General features: G+C 74.7%; 13 protein-coding genes. 5 read left to right on the top strand and 8 right to left on the bottom strand.

Annotated features, from left to right (window positions below; all coding sequences use genetic code 11):
• The first annotated feature begins 72 nt into the window (after positions 1-72).
• The gene (locus ABZ457_RS11310) at positions 73-3,090 is read left to right on the top strand and encodes a hypothetical protein (RefSeq protein ID WP_359156401.1); all 3,018 of its coding nucleotides are present in this window, start codon (positions 73-75) and stop codon (positions 3,088-3,090) included.
• Between the two features lie 463 nt (positions 3,091-3,553).
• Here the strand turns inward: ABZ457_RS11310 and ABZ457_RS11305 are convergent, their stop codons facing one another.
• The 4 genes from ABZ457_RS11305 to ABZ457_RS11290 form a co-directional block, all read right to left on the bottom strand.
• Positions 3,554-4,543 carry a hypothetical protein gene (locus ABZ457_RS11305; RefSeq protein WP_359156399.1) on the bottom strand — a complete coding sequence of 330 codons (990 nt, stop codon included), beginning with the start codon at positions 4,541-4,543 and terminating at the stop codon, positions 3,554-3,556.
• A gap of 83 nt (positions 4,544-4,626) precedes the next feature.
• Complete coding sequence (locus ABZ457_RS11300; RefSeq protein WP_359156397.1) at positions 4,627-5,514, bottom strand: heme ABC transporter ATP-binding protein; 888 nt, start codon at positions 5,512-5,514, stop codon at positions 4,627-4,629.
• 79 nt (positions 5,515-5,593) lie between these two features.
• Entirely contained in the window at positions 5,594-6,679 is a 1,086-nt protein-coding gene (locus tag ABZ457_RS11295; protein ID WP_359156519.1) for an iron ABC transporter permease, read from the bottom strand.
• 176 nt (positions 6,680-6,855) lie between these two features.
• Positions 6,856-7,887: an ABC transporter substrate-binding protein gene (locus tag ABZ457_RS11290; protein ID WP_359156395.1), complete on the bottom strand. Its 1,032-nt coding sequence runs from the start codon at positions 7,885-7,887 to the stop codon at positions 6,856-6,858.
• 204 nt (positions 7,888-8,091) lie between these two features.
• Here ABZ457_RS11290 and ABZ457_RS11285 point away from each other — a divergent pair, with 204 nt between their 5' ends.
• The 3 genes from ABZ457_RS11285 (at position 8,092) to ABZ457_RS11275 (ending at position 12,226) form a co-directional block, all read left to right on the top strand.
• Positions 8,092-9,582 (top strand): HtaA domain-containing protein, encoded by a 1,491-nt coding sequence (locus ABZ457_RS11285; RefSeq protein WP_359156393.1) that lies wholly within the window; start codon positions 8,092-8,094, stop codon positions 9,580-9,582.
• 49 nt (positions 9,583-9,631) lie between these two features.
• Complete coding sequence (locus ABZ457_RS11280; RefSeq protein WP_359156391.1) at positions 9,632-11,281, top strand: HtaA domain-containing protein; 1,650 nt, start codon at positions 9,632-9,634, stop codon at positions 11,279-11,281.
• Positions 11,282-11,434: 153 nt separating this feature from the next.
• Complete coding sequence (locus tag ABZ457_RS11275) at positions 11,435-12,226, top strand: PhzF family phenazine biosynthesis protein (RefSeq protein WP_359156389.1); 792 nt, start codon at positions 11,435-11,437, stop codon at positions 12,224-12,226.
• 120 nt (positions 12,227-12,346) lie between these two features.
• Here ABZ457_RS11275 and ABZ457_RS11270 read toward each other — a convergent pair whose 3' ends face one another.
• Together ABZ457_RS11270 and map are read right to left on the bottom strand one after the other, a co-directional pair.
• Positions 12,347-12,997 (bottom strand): biliverdin-producing heme oxygenase, encoded by a 651-nt coding sequence (locus tag ABZ457_RS11270; protein ID WP_359156387.1) that lies wholly within the window; start codon positions 12,995-12,997, stop codon positions 12,347-12,349.
• Between the two features lie 241 nt (positions 12,998-13,238).
• The gene (map, locus tag ABZ457_RS11265) at positions 13,239-14,096 is read right to left on the bottom strand and encodes a type I methionyl aminopeptidase (RefSeq protein WP_359156385.1); all 858 of its coding nucleotides are present in this window, start codon (positions 14,094-14,096) and stop codon (positions 13,239-13,241) included.
• A gap of 57 nt (positions 14,097-14,153) precedes the next feature.
• On the opposite strand from map, the gene ABZ457_RS11260 reads away from it, so the two are divergent.
• On the top strand, positions 14,154-14,396 hold the full coding sequence (locus tag ABZ457_RS11260) for a hypothetical protein (RefSeq protein ID WP_359156517.1): 243 nt from the start codon (positions 14,154-14,156) through the stop codon (positions 14,394-14,396).
• A 76-nt stretch (positions 14,397-14,472) separates the two neighbouring features.
• Here ABZ457_RS11260 and ABZ457_RS11255 read toward each other — a convergent pair whose 3' ends face one another.
• The gene (locus tag ABZ457_RS11255; protein ID WP_359156383.1) at positions 14,473-15,783 is read right to left on the bottom strand and encodes an MFS transporter; all 1,311 of its coding nucleotides are present in this window, start codon (positions 15,781-15,783) and stop codon (positions 14,473-14,475) included.
• Between the two features lie 174 nt (positions 15,784-15,957).
• Positions 15,958-16,569 carry a hypothetical protein gene (locus tag ABZ457_RS11250; RefSeq protein ID WP_359156381.1) on the bottom strand — a complete coding sequence of 204 codons (612 nt, stop codon included), beginning with the start codon at positions 16,567-16,569 and terminating at the stop codon, positions 15,958-15,960.
• Between the last annotated feature and the right edge of the window lie 14 nt (positions 16,570-16,583).

The raw sequence follows: 16,583 nt of genomic DNA, 5'->3' as shown, positions 1-16,583 counted from the left end.
GTCGGGCTTCCGCGAGAACCGACCTCCGCAAGAACCGACCTCCGCAAGGACCGATCTCCGCAAGGACTGACGATGCCGACCGCACCCCACCCCCAGAGCACGGACGAGCTGTACGCGGCACTCCGGGAGAACGACGCGCGCCCCTACGGCCGCCCCCGCACCGTCACCGCCGAGGAACTGGTCGACGCGGCGGAGCAGTTCGACGACCCGACCGCCCTCGTGCACGCCCTCCTCGAACTCCAGGAGGCGTACACCTACGGTTCCGAACCCCGCAAGTCGCCCGTCGTGTTCGCCCGGCTGCTGAACCTCTTCGACGAGCAGCCCGACGTCTTCGACGAGCGCCTGCGCCACCTGCTCTTCTGGCGTTTCAAGTGGGTGGCCAACGCCCTGCGCGCCCTGCCCGAGGTGCCGCTCGCCAGCCTGCGCCAGTGGCAGAAGGAGATGCGCGACCGGTACGAGAAGGCCGGCCTCGGCCTCCAGCCCTACTACGGGCAGGCGTACCAGCTGGCCGCCCACATGGGCGAGGACACCACCCGCGCCTATGAGCTGTGGGCGGGCCGCGCCCGTACCCGGCTCAGCGACTGCGAGGCGTGCGAGATCTGTGAGCGCGCCCTGTTCCACCTCGCGGCGGGCGACGACGGACGGGCGCTGACGGCCTGGGACCCCGTCCTGGCCGGGAAGGAGTCCTGCCAGGAGGAGCCGGCCCGTTCGGTCTCGTACGCGCTGCTGCCCCTGCTGCGCACCGGGCACGCCGACCGGGCCCGGGAACTGCACCTGGCCGGGTACCGGGCCTGCCGCCGCAACCCCTCGATGGCCGGGGAGGTCGGCCGGCACCTGGAGTTCTGCGCGCTGACCGGCAACGAGGCGCGCGGCCTGGAACTCCTCGCCGAGAACCGGAGCCTCTTCGACGAGGTGGACTCGCCGCGGGACCTGCTCGACTTCCTCACCGGGGTGCAGGTCCTCCTCCAGCGGGTCGAGGCCCTCGGCCACGGCGAGCTGCCCGCCGTCGGCTGGGCGGGCCGCACCTGGACGGTGGCCGGGCTGCGCGCCGAGGCGGCCGAGCGTGCCGACGACCTCGCCGCCCGCTTCGACGCACGCAACGGCACCACCGCCCACGCCGACCGCCGCCGGGCCCGCCTGGACCGGGCCCCGCTGCTGGACGCCCTGGAGCTGTCCCTGCGCACCCGGGCCCTGGCCGACCTGGCCCCGGCGGCCGAGGCGCCCGTGCCCGTAGCCGCTGCCGCTGCCACTGCCACTGCCCGGACGGCCGACCCCGCTCCCGAGTCGCTGCCCGAACTGATCCGCCACGCACGGGAGCTGGACGAGCAGGGGCACCCGGACGCGCGTGCCTGCTGGGCCCGGCTGCGTACCCTCGTCGCCGCTCCCGGGTACACCCACCCCGAGGACCCGGAGACGGGCCCGTACGTCCGGCTCTGCGCGGACCTGCTGGACGACGAGGCGGGCCGGGCGGGCGACAAGGACGACTTCGCCACCGCCCTCGCCCTCTACGAGGAGGCCGCTGGCCTGTACGAGGACGCCGGGGAGCCCGGCGACGCGGCGGTCGCCCGCGCCTGCGCCCTGCTCGCGGCCGCCGAACTCCCGCCGGGGGAGCGGGACGACGCGGAGGCGGACGGCGGCGAGGAGGACGGCGGCGAGGAAGGCGGACCGGCGGAGGCCGAGGCGCGGGTGGCCGCGCTGACCGCCGCCCACGCCGCGATGGCCGGGCTGCACGAGGAGGCCACCTCGCTCGCTCCGTACCAGGAGGCCCGTCTGCTGCGGGTGCGGGCGACCGCGCTCGGACTGCGCCTCCAGGTCTCGGGGAGCGAGGAGCACATCGCGCCGGCCTTCGCCGAGGCGGAGCGACTGCACGAGTACGCCGTCCGGCACGACCTCCCCGGGCAGATCGCCGGCGCCCTGCTGCTGCGCGCCGGGACCCACGCCCTCTCCGGGGACCTGCCCACCGCCGTCACCGAACTCGACACCCTCCAGGCCCGGTTGACGGAGCACGGCCCCGCCTGGCACCTGCCCCGGACGCTCGCCCTGCGGGGCAGGCTGCGGCGCGGACTGCGGGAGCCGGAGGCCGCGTACACGGACCTGGCCGAGGCGCTGCGGCTGGCCGCCGACTGGCCGGAGGGGGTGATCGCGACGGCCCGGATCCACGGCGACCTCTCCGACACCTGTCTGCACCTGGGCCGCCCCGACGAGGCCCTGCGGCACCTGACCCGCTCCGCCGAACTGGAGCTGCGCCACGGCAGCCGGATCGACGCGTTCTGCGCCTACGGCAGCGCCGCGCAGCTCAGCCTCGACCTGGGCCGGGTCGAGGAGTGCATCGCGCTGCTCGACTCCCTGCTGGCCGAACCGGACATCGCGGCGGGGGCGCTGGACGACCGGCTGACCGCCCAGCTCCGGCTGACCCGCGCCCGCGCGCTGCACGCGGGGGACGACCTCAAGGCCGCCACGGCGGAGTTCGTCGCGCTGGCGGCCGAGTCGGCCGGCTGGGACGACGACCCGGGCAGCCACGCCATGATCGCGGCGGAGACGGCCGTACTCCTCGGCGAGGCGGGGGAGTTCGACCGGGCCCGGGAGGCGATGGACCGGGCGGTCGCCGCGCACGGCCGGGCCCCGCGCTTCGAGCAGCTCAGCAACGCGCTGCGGGAGCTGGCCCGTCTCCAGGCCGAGCAGCGGGGACCGGAGGGCCTGGCCGGCGCGCGTACCCACCTCGCCACGGCGGGCCGGATCGCGGACGAGGCCCGGGCCGCCGGGTACGTGGCGCGCGGCCGGTCCCTGGACAGCGCGCTGGCGTACGAGCACGGCCGGGTCAACGCGTACGCCGGGGAGTACGAGGAGGCGCTGACCGCGCTGGACCGGGCGCTCGGCCTCCTCGGCGAGCCGGGCGCGGACGCGGAGGTGGCCGGCGAGTGGGCCGAGTGCGTCCGCCTCGCGGGCGCCGTGGAGGGCATCTACCTGGAGCGCCCCGCCCCGGCCCTGGCCCGCCTGGACGCGGCGGTCTCCCGCCTCACGGCCCTGGGCCACACGGAGGAGAGCGACGCGCTGGCGTCCCTCGCGGGGCGACTGCGCGACGAGGACTGACGCGGGGGCGACGGCCGGGGGCGGGTGCGCTCGCCCCCGGCCCGGGGCGTGTGCCGCGACCTTGTGTGCTGGGGCCCCACGTGCTGGGAGCACATGTGGCCCGCCCCTGTGGGCCGTGAGCCCATGGGCCCCGGCCCTATGGGCCGCTGGCCCATAAGTTCAGGCCCAAGCGCCCGCCCCCCATGGGCCCGCGCCACATGTGGCGCGGGCCGGGGCGAGTGCGCTCACCCACCGTGTGGCTAGGGAAGGTGTGGCCCGGCCATGTGTGGGGCGTCCACGTGTGGGGCGCCCATGTGTCGCCCGGGCACGTGTGCCGAGGACCCGTAGGGCGCCCGCCCTACATGGTGCGGATCCACGTGTGCCACGGCACCACGTGCGCCAGCCCCATGTGCCCCGGCCCCATGTGGTGCGGCACCACGTGCCCCGGCCCCATGTGCCCCGGCCCCCAGGGCCCGCACCCCCGTCAGGAACCCTTCGCCGCCGTCAGGCCGGTCAGCCGACTCAGTATGTCCGGCTGCTCGCCGCCCCCGTCGACCGGCACCGACACCAGCTGGCTGGACACCCGCTCCTTGGTGATCGTGGTCTTCACCTCGCCGCTCAGCAGCGCCCGCACATCCGGGATGACCTTGATCTCCACCCCGTCGGCGGCCGTCTGCCGCTCGAAGTTCTTCACGGTGAAGAAGACCATCGCCCCGCCGTCCTGGGTGGCGAGCCCCAGCGGCGCGAACGCCCCCGAGTCCAGGGGCTGGTCGAGGTACTGCGTCGACAGCCCCGGCCGTGAGGCGCTCTTCGCCCGGGTGTCGCGCCAGACACTGGTGTGCGGCCCGGCCGCGAACCGCTCCGGCTTGCCGTCCTGGAGGTAGGCGGCGTAGTCGCGGCTCAGGTCGCGCGGCGCCATCGCCAGCGCCGAGGTGTCCGCCGCGACCGGTTCCGCGTACCCGTCCGCGTCCAGCTTGACGGCCGGGATGTCCTTCGGCGGGACGATGGCCAGATACGCGGCCTTCCAGGTGTCGTCGACGCCCGCGCGGACGAACACCACCAGCCAGCGGTTGTCCAGGCGGGTGTCGCCGTCGCGGTCCCGGTTGGAGTCCGTGTCGGCGACGAACCAGCGCGGCCAGCCCGCCTTCTTCGGGATGAGGAACCTCGCGTCGGTCAGTTCCAGCGGCGAGTGGCGCGGGTTGCCGTCCGGGAAGTTGACCTGGCGGGCCTTGAGCCCGGCCTGGTTGATCGCACCGAGGGCGCCGGTGACGTGCCGGGCGTCCAGCGCCGGGTCGTACGCCTTGTCCGCCGCGTTGTACGCGGCGGTGAAGCCGGCGAGCGCCTCGGCGGCCTCCTGCTCCGTGGCGGAGGGCACGACCTCCCGCTCCCCGTGGATCGTCACACAGCCGCTCGCCGCCAGGGACAGCACCACTGCCGCCGCGAGACCCGTCGCCGCCCGGCCCATCCTTCTCATCGGTCGCCTTCTGCTCCTCGCACCCCACTGACCGTCCGAACCCTACCGGGGTCCGGAACGCCCCGGGTGCCGGGACCGGTTGTTCACACCGGCCCGGCCGCGCCCGTCCCCGGCACCCCCGGCGCCCCCGGCCGGTCCGGGTCGTGGCGCAGCGGCAGGACCAGCGGCACCCCGGTGACCGGGTGCGGCAGCACCTCGACGGGCTGCCGGTAGACCCGGCCGAGGAGGTCGCCGCGGAGGACCTCGGCGGGCGGGCCGTCCGCCACCACCGCGCCGTCCTGGAGGACGGCGACCCGGTCCGCGCAGGCGGCCGCGAGCGACAGGTCGTGCAGGACGACGACGACCGCGTCCCCGGCCGCCGCCCGCTCCCGGCAGATGCGCAGCACGAGTTCCTGGTGCCGCAGGTCGAGCGCGGCCGTCGGCTCGTCCAGCAGGAGGAGGGGGACGCGCTGGGCGAGGACGCGGGCGAGGGCGACCCGGGCCCGCTCACCGCCGGACAGTTCGGAGAACGACCGGGCGGCGAACTCCTCGACCTCGGTCGCGGCCATCGCCTCGGCGACCGCCGCCTCGTCCTCGTCCTCCAGGGGTGTCCCGGACCAGGGCGCCCGGCCCATCCGCACCACGTCGACGACGGTGAACGGGAAGGAGAGGGCGGCCGCCTGGGGGAGCACGCCCCGCCGCAGGGCCAGGTCCCCGGCGGACCACTCCCGGGCCTCGCGGCCCGCGATCAGCACCTCGCCCCCGGAGCGGCCTCCGTCGCCGGCGAGGACGGACAACAGGGTGGACTTGCCCGCGCCGTTGGGGCCCACCAGGGCCAGCACCTCGCCGGTGCGCACCCGCAGCCCGGCGCCGCGCAGCACGGGCCGTCCGCCGAGCAGCAGGGTCACGTCCCGGGCCTCGGCCACGATCTCGCCGCGGGGCACGGGGGCGGGCAGCTCGCGCCGCCGGCGGGGGAGCAGGGACATCACCATGGGGGCATCGCCTCGGGGTTCGGGCCCACGGGAGTGCGGGCGGTGGGGGCGGGGCGGGCGCGGCGGCTGCGAGGGCGCGTCATGCCCAACCGCCCTGCCGGCGGCGGGTCCTGCGCAGCAGCCAGAAGAAGAACGGGCTGCCGAACAGCGCGGTCAGCACCCCGAGCGGGAGTTCCGCCGGGGCGGCCACGGTACGCGCCGCGAGGTCGCCGGCCGCGAGGACCACGGCCCCGCCGAGGGCGCTGCCGGGGACGAGGAACCGGTGGCCCGGCCCGTTCGCCATCCGCAGCAGATGCGGGACGAGCAGGCCCACGAAGGTGATGATGCCCGCCACCGCGACGGCCGCCGCGGTGAGCAGCGCCACCACCAGGATGAGCACCAGGCGCAGCCGCTCCACGTCCACGCCCAGGTGGCGGGCGGGGCGTTCGCCGAGCGCGAGGAGGTCCAGCTTGCGCGCGTAGAAGGGGGCGACGAGCAGGCCGAGGAGGGCGAACGGCAGGACGGCGAGCACCTTGGGCCAGGTGGCCTGGGCGAGGGAGCCGAGCTGCCAGAAGGTGATCTCGGTGATCTGCGCGTTGTCCGCGAAGAAGATGAACAGGCCGATCAGCGCGCCCGCGAAGGCGTTGACGGCGATGCCGGTGAGGATCAGGGTCACGACCTCGGTCCGGCCGCCCGAGCGGGACAGCGCGTAGACGAGGAGGACGGTCACCAGTCCGGAGACGAACGCGCAGGCGGTGACGGTCCAGTTGCCGAAGAAGGTCAGCCCGAGGGCGATGGCCCCGACCGCGCCGACGGCCGCGCCGGAGGAGATCCCGATGACGCCGGGCTCGGCGAGCGGGTTGCCGAACACGCCCTGCATCAGGGCGCCCGCGCAGCCGAGGGAGGCGCCGACGAGGAGCGCGAGCACGACCCGGGGGAAGCGCACGTTCCACAGCACGCTCTCCCCGACCCGGTCGAGCGCGTGCCCGCCGAGACCGATCCGGTGGCCGATGGACGCGAGGATGTCCCCGAGCGGAATCCGGTACGCCCCGATCCCGGCGGACGCCAGCGCGACCACGACGAGCGCGGCCACCAGCCCGACGGTCAGCGCCCAGGCGCTGCCGTGCGCCGTGCGCCGCCGCCCGGGCCCCGCCCCGGTCGCGCCCGCGTCGCCCTTCGGGGCCACCGGCCCACCGGCCGCGGGTGCGTTCGCCTTCCGCAGCGCCACGGGGGCGGGCCCGTCGTCCGTTGCCTGAGTGGCCCGCGCCGGGTCGTCGTCGCCTCCGGCGGGCGTGGCCGCGCGGCCGGCCCCGCCGCCTTCGGCGGACCCGGCCGCCCCGGCCGGGCGCTGGGGTGTCGTCGTCACGAGGCCGCACCCTTGTCCGCGTAGAGCTGCTCGACGATCGAGGCGAGGACCTGGTCCGTGCGGGGGCCGTAGTTGAGGAGGACGCCGTCCTCGATCGAGACCACGCGGCGGTCCATGCCGGCCGGGGTCTGGGCGACGCCCGGGATCTTGACCAGGCCGTCGACGCCGTCCACGGACTGGAGGCCCTTGGTCATGACCAGGATCGCGTCCGGCGCCGCCTTCGCCAGGGCCTCGCTGGTGATGGGCGTGAAGTCCTTGTTCAGCCCGGACTCCTTGCCCGCGTCCACCGCCCCGGCCGCCTCCAGCAGGGAGACCGCGCCGGACTGCGCGCCGCCGATCAGATAGACGGCCGCCGAGCCGCGGACGTACAGGAAGGCGACCCGCGGCTTCTCGCCCTCGCGGGCCGGGATCTTCTTCTGGACGGCCGTGATCCGCGCCTCCGTCCGCTTCTTCAGCTCCGCGCCCTGCTCCTCGACACCGAGGATTTCGGCGACCCGCTCGATCCGCTTGCCGACGTCCGCGAGGCCCTTCGCGGGTTCGACCACGACGAGGGGGATGCCCGCGTCCCGGATCTGGTCGATGGCCTCGGCCGGGCCGGTGCTGGTCTCGGCGAGGACGACGGACGGCCGCAGGGACAGCACGCTCTCCGCGGAGACGTCGTGCGCCCGGGTCACGACCGGCAGCTTCTCGGCCTGTTCGAAGGTGGCCGTGATGTCCCGGGCCACCACCCGGTCGCCCAGGCCGAGGGTGAAGACGATCTCGTTGAGGGAGCCGGTGAGCGGGACCACCCGGTCGGCGTTCTCGATCGTCACCCGCCGCCCGTCCGCGGAGTCGACGGTGACCGGCATCGCGGGCTCCGGCTTGCCGGCCAGCGGCTCGACCCGGTCGGCCGCCGCCTTCGCCGACTGCTGCTGCTTCCCGCGCGGCGCGTCCGGGGAGTCCTGGCCCGCGCAGCCGGTGGCGGCGAGGGCGAGGGCAAGCACGGATATCAGTGCACCTGCCAGGCGTGGAGTGCGCACGTAGGGCACCGTCCTGTCTGTCCGTCATCTATGTTGTCGTCGCCCATGTGCCGGTACCACCCGATTCGCACCTGTGAGGTGTGCGGATCGTCCGAGGTTCCCGTGAAGGAAGGGTTCCGGCGGGGGCTGGAGGTAGCTTAGGTTAGCCTTACCTCGCTTACCAGGTCCGGGCCGGTTCGGCCTGTGCTTTCTTGTCTCGTGCGGAGTGACCTCATGCTTCCCTTCAGACCGGCCCGCGCCTTCGCGGTGGCGCTCCTCGCGGCACTGCTCGGCGCCCTGCTTCCCGCGACCGCGGCCCATGCCGAGAACCGGACGGTGCAGGGCGGCAGGCTCGACTGGGGCATCAAGGCGTCGTTCCAGAGCTACATCACCGGGCCCATCGCCAACGGCAACTGGCGTCTCACCGGAGGCGCCGCGACCGTGGGCGGCAGCCAGTTCCGCTTCCACTCGGCGAACGGCTCCTACGACCCGGCGACCGGCGCCTTCCGCTCCGGATTCGCCGGCGGGGTCCACTTCCTCGGCCACAAGAAGCCCGACGGGGGCCATGAACTCGATCTGCGCATCAGCAACCCCACCGTCCGGATCTCCGGCGGCCGGGGCACGGTCCATGTCGACATGGTCAGCAAGGCGCGCGGCAGCGGGAAGCTGACGACCTACAACCAGGTCGCCTTCGCCAGCCTCAACCTCTCCGGCATCGACATGCGCGGCGGCGGCAGCCCGGTCTCCCTGGCCGGTGTCCCCGCCACCCTGACCGCGCAGGGCGCGACCGCCTTCGCCGGGTACTACACGGCCGGCACCCCGCTCGACCCGGTCAGCCTCTCCGTCGACGTCGCCGCCCCCGCGAAGAAGCAGCCCGCGAAGCCGTCCCCCTCCGCCGACGCCGGCAAGAAGGACGACAAGAAGGACGACAAGGACGGCAAGAAGGGCGACAAGGCCGAGGGAGCGTTCCACGACGCGGCCGTCGACTGGGGCGTCCGCCGCACCTTCCGCGAGTACGTCACCGGCTCCATCGCCCAGGGAGAGTGGGCCCTCGCCGACGGGGCCCGGGACGGCGGCGCGCTGTTCCGCTTCACCGAGGGCAAGGGCTCCTACGACGCGAAGAAGCAGACCCTCGACGCCGACTTCCAGGGCAGCGTCCGCTTCACCGGCAAGGACCTCGATCTGACCCTCGCCAAGGTCTCCGTCCGCGTCGAGAAGGGCGAAGGCACCCTCCTCGCCGACGTCACCAGCGCCGGGAAGACCGACAAGGCCGTGTCCCTCGTCACCTTCGAGGCGAAGGACTTCGCGCCGAAGGACGGCCTCGCACGGCTCACCGAGGCGCCCGCCACCCTCACCGAGGGCGGGTCCAAGGCGTTCGGCTCGATCTACAAGGCCGGCACCGAGATGGACCCGGTCTCCCTCGCCGTCGCCGTCGACGCCAAGGCGAAGCTCCCCGCCCTGCCCGACCTCGGCAGCGAGCCCACCGCACCGGCCTCCGCCGCCCCCGCGGACGCGAAGGCCACCCCGAACCCCACCGAGCAGGCGGACGACACCGCGAAGACCGCCTCGTCGTCCTCCACCGGGATGTACGCGGCGATCGCCGCCGCCCTGCTCGCCGTCGCGGCCGCCGCGGTCTACGTCGCCCTCCGGCGGCGCCGCGCGACCGCCGCAGGTTCTCCGTCCGAGCCCGGAACCCCCGGTCCGTCCGCCGGCGACGAGAACTGAACCCACCCCCACTCCACCCCCGTTGAACCCATCAAGGAGACCCCCGACCATGGCAGCAGTTCGCCGCCCCCTCGCCCTCGGCGCCGTCATAGCGACCGCCGTCGCCCTCGGTGCCACCGGATTCGCCCTTCCCGCGCTCGCCGCCGGCCCCGAGGACGCCCCGGCCCCCGCGCCGAAGCTGGAACTCGTGGGCGGCACCCTGGAGTGGGGCCTGAAGGAGTCCTTCCGCAAGTACGTCGCCGGCCCGATCGCCAAGGGCAGCATCACCGTCTCCGACGGCGCCACCCAGGCCGACGGCAACGGCGTCTTCACCTTCACCGACGGCAAGGGCACCTACGACACGGGCACCCACGCCTCCGAGACCGCCTTCAAGGGCCAGGTCCGCTTCCAGGGCCACGGCGGCATCCTGGATGTGCAGATCGGTGACATCAAGGTCGGCACCGGCCGCACCGCCGGCACCATCACCGCCGACTACACCAGCAAGAAGATGGACGGCACGGTCGTCACCAAGGACGACGCGGTCATCGCCGACCTGGACCTCACCGGTGTGCGCCCGGGCCAGGGCGAGGGCGGCGCGATGGTCTTCAAGGACATCCCGGCCAAGCTCACCGCCGACGGCTCCGAGGCGTTCGCCGGCTTCTACTCGGCCGGCGCCGAACTCGACCCGGCCACCCTCTCGGTGAAGCAGGCGCCGCCGAAGCCCAGCCCGTCGCCGTCGACCAGCCCCTCCACGGACCCGAAGCCGACGCCGTCCACGGACCCGAAGCCGACGCCGTCGGAGTCGTCGACCGACCCGTCCACGGACCCGAAGCCGACCCCGTCCGAGGACCCCTCCACCGACCCGTCGGGCAAGCCCGCCCCCGAGGAGGGCCCGGTCGTCGACGGCAACCTCGACTGGGGCGTGAAGGAGTCCTTCCGCAGCTATGTCGTCGGCCCGATCGCCAAGGGCAAGGTCGAACTCGGCGGCGGCGCCGTCAAGAACGGCGAGATCTACCGCTTCACCAAGGCCGAGGGCTCCTTCGACAAGGACGACCAGACCCTCGACGCCGGCTTCGACGGCTCGGTCCGCTTCCTCGGCCACCAGGAGGCCGGCGGCGACTACGTCCTCGACCTCAAGCTGAGCGACCTGAAGACCGAGGTGAAGAACGGCAAGGGCACCCTGCTCGCCGACGTCTCCACCAAGGACCAGAAGACCCACAAGGTCTCCACCTTCGACGACCTGCCCCTCGCCGACCTCGACCTGCCGAAGGGCGACATCGCCGCCAAGGACGGCGTCGTCACCCTGAGCGGCGTCCCGGCCGAGCTGACCGCGGACGGCGCCAAGGCGTTCGGCGGCTTCTACCAGGCCGGCGCCGAGCTGGACCCGGTCTCCCTCGCCGTCTCCCTCGACAAGGACGCCGAACTCCCGGGCGGTACCGGCGGATCGACCGGTGGGAGCACCGGCGGTTCCACGGGCGGCTCGGCCGGCGGCAGCACCGGCGGCTCCGGCGGCACCGCGGGCGGTGGCACCGTCGGCGGCGGCACGGCCGGCGGCGGTTCGGTCGGCGGCTCGGGCGCCCTCGCCTCCACCGGCTCCGACGTCCCGACCGGCGCGCTGCTCGGCGCGGCCGCCGTGGTCGCGGCGGCGGGCGCGGGTGTCGTCGTCGCCGTCCGCCGGCGCCAGAACGGCGAGGACGGCCAGGACGCCGCCACCGCCTGATCCCCGGGACCGGCCGGGGCTCCCGTCCCGGCCGGGCCCCCGACGCGCCGCGGCCGGGACTTCCGTCGCCTGATCCCGGCCGCGTGCCGACCGCCGCCCCCGGCTTCCCGCCGGGGGCGGCGGCCGTGTGCGGGGAGGTGCTTCAATGCCGGGGTGAAGGAACTCGACGTGCTCCGCGTGTTCTGCGCCGGCGACGGCCGGTTCGGCAACGCCCTCGGTGTCGTGCGCGATCCGCGCAGCTGCCCGGACCGGGCCTCCCGGCAGGCCCTGGCCGCCGAACTCGGCTACCGCGAGACGGTGTTCGTCGACGACCCGGAGCGCGGTGTCGTCGACCTCTACACCCCCGGCACCCGGCTCACCTTCGCCGGCCATCCCCTCGTCGGCACCGCGTGGCTGCTGGACCTGGAGTCCGTGCACCCGCCGGTGGGCGAGGTATGGGCCCGCCACGACGGGGAGTTCACCTGGATCACCGCCCGCGCCGACTGGGTCACCCCGCGGGTGCTGACGCGGTACGCGTCCCCCGCCGAGGTCGACGCCCTGCCCGCGCCCCCGCCCGGGGAGGGCTGGCTCTACGCCTGGGCCTGGGAGGACGAGGCGGCCGGCCGGGTCCGCGCCCGTGGCTTCCCCCGGCGCGGGGACGGCGTGGACGAGGACGAGGCGACGGGCGCGGCGGCGCTGCTGCTGACCGAGGCGCTGGGCCGGGCGCTCAACATCACCCAGGGGCGCGGCTCCCAGATCCTCACCGCCCCGGGCCCCGACGGCATCGTGGAGATCGGCGGCCGGGTCCGCCTCGCCTCCCCCGCCGCCACCCGCCCGGCCCCGCCGGCCGCCGCCCCCGGCCTGCGCATCGCCCCCCTGACCCCCCGCACCTCCGGCCGCTCCCGCCTCCCGCACGCGGTGACCCTGCCGGACGCGACCCTGCCGGACGCGACCCCGGCGGGCTGACCCGCGGGGCGCGCCGGGTGCGCGCCCGGACGACGACGGCGCGGCCACCCGAGGGGTGGCCGCGCCGAGGCGGGTGTCGAGGTCGGTGCGGAGGCCGCTGGGCGCGCCCGCGCGAGGGCGTCAGGCGCTGAGCGGGAACTCCGTGCCCAGCTCGCGGAAGACCGCGCCGTTGTAGTCGAAGGCGCGCTTGCACTCGTCGACGATCCGCTGCTTCTCCAGGTCGTCCGCCGGGACCGCGTCCAGCAGGGCGCGGTACTCGCGCTTGAAGGCCGCCGGGTTGCCGATCTCCTCGAAGACGTAGAAGCGGACGCCGTCGCCCTTGCGGGCGAAGCCCCAGGTCTTCTCCGCGCGGTCGCGGATGATCTGGCCGCCGGAGAGGTCGCCGAGGTAGCGGGTGTAGTGGTGGGCCACATAGCCGCCCGGCCAGGTGCGCGCGCACTCCGCCACCCGCGCCGCGTACGCCTCGGTGGCGGGCAGCGGGGCCAGGCCCGCCGCCCAGTCCGGGCCGCGCAGATGGGCGAGGTCGCGCTCCAGCGCCGCCGTGCGCATCAGCTCCGGGCGGACGAACGGCCCGGCGACCGGGTCCTCGCGCAGCGCCCCGGCCGCGTCCTCCAGCGCGCGGTACACGAACCAGAGCTGCTCGGTGTAGCGGGTGTACGCCTCCACGCCCAGTTTGCCGCCGAGGAGGTGGCCCATGAAGGGCGAGGTCTCCGCCTCGGTGTGCTGCTCGTGCGAGGCGACACGGATCTGCGTGGAGAAGGGCGTGTCCAAGGCGGACCTCCGGGACCGGAAGGGAAGGGAACCAGCTACGATCCTCTTACTTAGGCTTACCTAAGTCAACTGGTTTCCGACAGGCTGTCGGTAAATATCTTCCCCGATCAGCGCCCGGAAACGCCACTGCCGGAAACGCCACTGCCGGAACGCCACCGGCCGGAAAACGCCTCCGGCCCGGGACGGCGCCGCGCGGGCGGGCCGTCCCGGGCCGGAGCCGGGGCAGAGAAGGGGGAGGGCGTCAGGGCAGGGTCAGGATCTCCGCGCCCGTGTCCGTCACCACGAGCGTGTGCTCGAACTGCGCCGTCCGCTTGCGGTCCTTGGTGACCACGGTCCAGCCGTCCTCCCACATGTCGTACTCGTGCGTCCCCAGCGTGAGCATCGGCTCGATGGTGAACGTCATGCCCGGCTGGATGACCGTCGTCGCGTGCGCGGCGTCGTAGTGCGGGATGATCAGCCCGGAGTGGAACGAGGAGTTGATCCCGTGGCCGGTGAAGTCGCGGACCACGCCGTAGCCGAAGCGCTTCGCGTACGACTCGATCACCCGGCCGATCACATTGACCTGGCGGCCCGGCTTGACCGCCTTGATCGCGCGGTTCAGCGACTCCCGGGTGCGCTCCACCAGCAGCCGGGACTCCTCGTCCACGTCACCGCAGAGGTAGGTCGCGTTGTTGTCGCCGTGCACCCCGCCGATGAACGCCGTGACGTCGAGGTTCACGATGTCGCCGTCCCGTAGGACCGTGGAGTCGGGGATGCCGTGGCAGATCACCTCGTTGACCGAGGCGCACAGCGACTTCGGGAAGCCCCGGTAGCCCAGGGTCGACGGGTAGGCGCCGTGGTCGCACAGGAACTCGTGCGCGACCCGGTCCAGTTCGTCCGTGGTCACACCGGGCGCGATGTGCTTCGCGGCCTCCTCCATCGCCTGCGCGGCGAGGCGCCCGGCGACGCGCATCCGCTCGACGGTCCCGGCGTCCTGCACCTCCGGCCCGGTGTACGGCGTCGGTGCGGGCTTCCCGACGTACTCGGGGCGCCGGATGGACGCGGGGACGGGGCGGATGGGGGAGAGCGTCCCCGGTACGAGCAGCGACTGGCCAGACATGCGAGCGAGTCTAACCAGCCGGGGTGGGGCAGCATGGATCAGAGGAAGGAGCTCACCATGGCCCTGTTCAAGAAGCGCACGGTCGGCAAGCCGGGCGAGTGGTACTACTGCCTGGAGCACAAGAAGGTCGAGGAGGGGCCGGAGTGCCCCGCGAAGGACCGCTTCGGACCGTACGCCTCACGGCAGGAGGCCCAGCACGCGATGGACACCGCGCGCGAACGCAACCTGGAGTGGGAGAACGACCCCCGCTGGCACGACGCGCCCCGGCCGGGGGAGGGCCCCCGGTCCGGCGAGGAGTGACCGGCCGGGCGGGCCCGGGCCCGGGAGCCACACCCCGGGCCGGGCCCGCCCGCCCGCCGGCTCACGCCCCCGGGGCTCAGGTGTCCGCGCCGGTTCCGGTGCCCGCCGCCTCGGCTCCCGCCGCCTCCTTCTGGGCGCGCCGCCGCACCGCGTCCTCGTCCGTCCTCGCGTCGTAGGTCACCAGCCTCGGCAGCGCCGCCGTGAGCAGGGCGACGGCCGCCACGCACGCCAGACCGCCGCTCCAGATCGCGGTCCGGGTGCCCGTCCAGCCCGCCATCGCGCCCGCCCGGACCTGCCCGAGCTGCGGGCCCACGCTGTACGACAGCACCTCGATGCCCGCCAGCCGCCCGCGCAGTTCCTCGGGGATCGTCTGGTTCCAGATGGTCGAGCGGCCCAGCCCGCTGAGCATGTCGCCCGCCCCGGCGAAGGCCAGGCAGAGCAGCACCAGCCATACGTCGGAGAACCAGCCCGCGGCGAGGATCGCCAGGCCCCAGCCCGTCGCCCCGAACACCACCAGCAGCCCGTGCCGGCGGACCCGCGAGGTCCAGCCGCTGGTCAGGCTGAGCACCACCGACCCGACCGACCCCGCCGCGTACATCAGGCCGAGCGACCACTCGGCGTCCAGATCTTCCGCGAGGAACGGGAAGACCGTGTTCGGGAAGGCGAAGAACATCGCGGCCAGGTCGATCGCGTAGGTGCCCAGCAGCACCGGACGGCTCCACGCGTACCGGGCGCCCTCCGCGATACCGCGCAGTGAGGGCTTCTCCGCGTCGTGCGCGGGCGGCGCGGGGGAGAGGCCCAGGCAGAGGACCACGGACGCGGCGAAGCCCACGACGGTCACCGCGTAGGCCGTGGCATGGCCCGCGTAGGCGACCACCACACCCGCGAGGGCGGGCCCTGCGATGGCGCCGAGCTGCCAGCGCAAAGCGTTCAGCGCGGCCGCCGCGGTGAGCTGGTCGTGCGGGACGATCCGGGCCAGCAGGGAGTCCAGCGCGGGACGCTGGAGACCGGCCAGCGCGGAGACGCCCGCCGCGACCACGTACAGGGGCCACAGCAGCGGCTCCGGGAGCATCGCGTTGACCAGCAGGATCACCGCGAGGACACCGAGACCGGCCTCGGTGCCGAGGATCAGCCGCTTGCGGTCCACCGCGTCGGCGAGCGCCCCGCCGTACAGGCCGAACACCACCAGCGGCACCAGCTCCACCGCGCCCATCGCGCCGACCGCGAGCGGCGAGTCGGTCAGGTCCTTGATCTGGAGCGGCAGGGCGATGAGGGCCATGAAGCTGCCGAAGTAGGTGACCAGCCCCTGCACCCACAGGAGGCGGAAGTCGCGCGACGAGCGCCAGGGGGAGAGGTCGGGCAGGACCGCGGCGAGCTTGGATGTCACAACGGGTCATGCTCGGACGGGGGAGACGTGGGCGGCAAGCCGTTTATCCGCGCGAGGGCGGCGCCTCTCCGCGCGGGAAGCGGGCCCAAGGGCCGCTCCGGGGGCTGCCGGGTCCGGTGCGGTCCGGGGGAACCGGGGGCCGTTCCGGGGCGGCGGGCGCGCCGGGCCGCGGGGCTACCAGGGGTCCGGTGGTGGGGCGGTGAGCTGGTCCGCCAGGCGGGAGAGGCGGTCGCGGAACCGCCGCCGCCCGCCGCCGGCGCGCGGCACCGGGACACCGTTCTCCCCGACGGCCGCGCTCACCAGGTGCTGCACCACGTCGATGTCCACCTCGGCATCCGGGCCCACGGTCAGCGCCTCATGGGCCAGACCGCGCACCTCCGGCTCGCCGCCCTCCAGGGCCAGGACCGTCGCCCCCGCCCGGCGGGCGTCGTGCACCCGCTCCAGCAGGTCCTGATCGGGCAGCTCCGGGGCCACCACCAGCAGGGTCTCGCCCCGGCGGGCCGTCTCCAGCCGCCCCAGGCCCACCGCCAGATGGGCCGGGTCGCCGGGGCTCACCCGGTGCCTGACCAGGACCGGTTCCAGCTCCGGGCGCCCCGACCAGGCCGCCTCGTCCACCAGGTGCGCCGCCATGTGCCACGGCTCGTACACCTCGGTCCCCACCAGCAGCAGCCCGCCCCGGCGGCGCCCGGCCGAGGCCCGCAGCGCCCGCGCGAAGTGCCGGGCGGCCCACGGCCACTCCGTCCCGGCGAGCACCTCGCGCAGCAGCGCGACCCGTACGGCGTCCATGCCTCCGTATCCTC

The sequence above is a fragment of the Streptomyces sp. NPDC005805 genome (genome assembly GCF_040630445.1).
Taxonomy (GTDB): Bacteria; Actinomycetota; Actinomycetes; order Streptomycetales; family Streptomycetaceae; genus Streptomyces.
Note: the sequence above shows the minus strand (reverse complement) of the source record. Positions and strands in the feature narration are given on the sequence as shown.

Coding starts and splice junctions, on each gene's coding strand:
- ABZ457_RS11280 (WP_359156391.1), top strand. CDS start 9,632: ATGGCAGCAGTTCGCCGCCCCCTCGCCCTCGGCGCCGTCATAGCGACC.
- ABZ457_RS11305 (WP_359156399.1), bottom strand. CDS start 4,543: ATGAGAAGGATGGGCCGGGCGGCGACGGGTCTCGCGGCGGCAGTGGTG.
- ABZ457_RS11310 (WP_359156401.1), top strand. CDS start 73: ATGCCGACCGCACCCCACCCCCAGAGCACGGACGAGCTGTACGCGGCA.
- ABZ457_RS11300 (WP_359156397.1), bottom strand. CDS start 5,514: ATGGTGATGTCCCTGCTCCCCCGCCGGCGGCGCGAGCTGCCCGCCCCC.
- ABZ457_RS11285 (WP_359156393.1), top strand. CDS start 8,092: ATGCTTCCCTTCAGACCGGCCCGCGCCTTCGCGGTGGCGCTCCTCGCG.
- ABZ457_RS11260 (WP_359156517.1), top strand. CDS start 14,154: ATGGCCCTGTTCAAGAAGCGCACGGTCGGCAAGCCGGGCGAGTGGTAC.
- ABZ457_RS11250 (WP_359156381.1), bottom strand. CDS start 16,569: ATGGACGCCGTACGGGTCGCGCTGCTGCGCGAGGTGCTCGCCGGGACG.
- map (WP_359156385.1), bottom strand. CDS start 14,096: ATGTCTGGCCAGTCGCTGCTCGTACCGGGGACGCTCTCCCCCATCCGC.